This window comes from Aquabacterium sp. UBA2148 (assembly GCF_002328915.1).
In the GTDB taxonomy this organism is placed as follows: Bacteria; Pseudomonadota; Gammaproteobacteria; order Burkholderiales; family Burkholderiaceae_C; genus Aquabacterium; species Aquabacterium parvum.
Genome location: NZ_DCXA01000219.1, coordinates 11,743 through 13,183 on the forward strand (window position 1 = coordinate 11,743; position 1,441 = coordinate 13,183).

1 protein-coding gene and 1 pseudogene are annotated in these 1,441 nt (G+C 67.0%); one reads left to right on the plus strand and one right to left on the minus strand.

The window, feature by feature from the left end:
• Nucleotides 1-209: 209 nt before the first annotated feature.
• On the minus strand, nt 210-902 hold the full coding sequence (locus B2W70_RS12380) for a transposase (RefSeq protein WP_286746094.1): 693 nt from the start codon (nt 900-902) through the stop codon (nt 210-212).
• A gap of 252 nt (nt 903-1,154) precedes the next feature.
• Between B2W70_RS12380 and B2W70_RS12385 the strand changes: the two are divergent.
• Nucleotides 1,155-1,441: pseudogene (locus tag B2W70_RS12385) on the plus strand (hypothetical protein); the annotation flags it as partial.

The window sequence follows — 1,441 nt, forward strand, 5'->3', positions numbered from 1 at the left end:
GAAGAGGTGGCGGCGTCGGACACGGGGGTGATGGGGAACGTGGTTCCCGAAGTCGCCTGGGTCATGAGGGGCGCTCCAGAGTGAAGTGTGGAAAAACAACGCGGGGAACCACGGAGGATACTGCTGTCACGGGGTGGACACAAGCAGAACTAAATGGGGTCAGATCGATTTACCAAGGCACCACGCTGTGCACCACATTAGAAATGGGGTCAGATCGATTTGCGAGGGCGCCCGCGGGGTCGGGGCGACAAGGGCCGACCGATGGATGCCTCCATCGCCCGCTGCTGCTCGGGAGGCATCAGCGCCCAACCTTTGTGCATGGCCTCGGCCAGTTCACGGCGTTGGGACGCACCCAGCCCTTCTTGCAAGCGCTGCCGCCAGGCCGCCTGGCGCTCGAAAGGGGTGTTGCCCAGGGCCCAGAAGCCTGGTGCGTCGGTCACCAGCGGGTCGGTTCGCAGGCCCAGGTGGTGGGGCGCACTGGACCAGTCGGACCAGACCGTGCCGCCAGGCAGCGCATCAGGCCCCGCATCGCGCGTTTCGGTGAACGCCATGGCATCAAGCAGGTAACGTGCCGGCTCGAGCACGGTGCCCCGGAAGCGCCCCGACCACAACCCACCCTGGCGGCCATGTCGGCGGTTGTGATTGGCCACGTAGCGGCGGCCAACTGCCTGCATGAACAGGCTGGTCGAGTCGGCGCGCTCGGGGGTCACGAGCAAGACCAGGGCCGAAGTCCCGATCTGATAGGCGTGCACAGCCACCCCATGCTGGCGCGCGGCCTCCCGCAGGGCATCGAGCAGGTCCTGTCGGTCGGTGTCGTCGCGGGCGAGCAATTGGCCGTCGTGCACCTGCTGAATGAGCAAGTGAGGCCAACCTGCCACGCCAAGTCGAGGGAGTCGGGCCATGGATCGGAGCCTGAAGGCTGGGTCGGGTGATCTGTCCCCATTATCACCTCGCGCGCCTGCCCTCGCTCCAGCGGCCGATCCGGGCACCAGCGTTGCCCCATTCAGACGCCCGTTTGATTTCGAACAGGCTTTAACGCCCCCCGTTTGAGGGGAATGCACGGTCTGGCGGGGAGTTCCCCCGTTGTGAGGCCAACGGTCCGGTCCGTACCCTCCGGCGCATCTGCTGTGCACCCGAGTTCCTGGAGTCTCCTCATGTCCGCATCCCCCAACCTGCCCTTGCCTGCTGTCGCCGCCCGGCGCCTGTCTGGCTGGCTGACCCACCTGGGCGTCAGCCGGGATGCCTTTGACGACACCGTGGGCCTGCTCAGCCCACTGCTGCGCGTGCACAGCCTGCAAGCGCGCCTGATTGAACGCCGCGCAGAAACACCCAGCGCCACGTCGCTGTACCTGCAGACCGGAGCGGCCTTCCCGGCGCTGCGCCCAGGGCAGTACGTCATCATCGGCGTGACGATCCGGGGCGTGCGCCACCGCCGCGCCTC

Bases quoted from the DNA above. Each gene is read 5' to 3' on its own strand.
- B2W70_RS12380 (WP_286746094.1), bottom strand. From the start codon at position 902: ATGGCCCGACTCCCTCGACTTGGCGTGGCAGGTTGGCCTCACTTGCTC.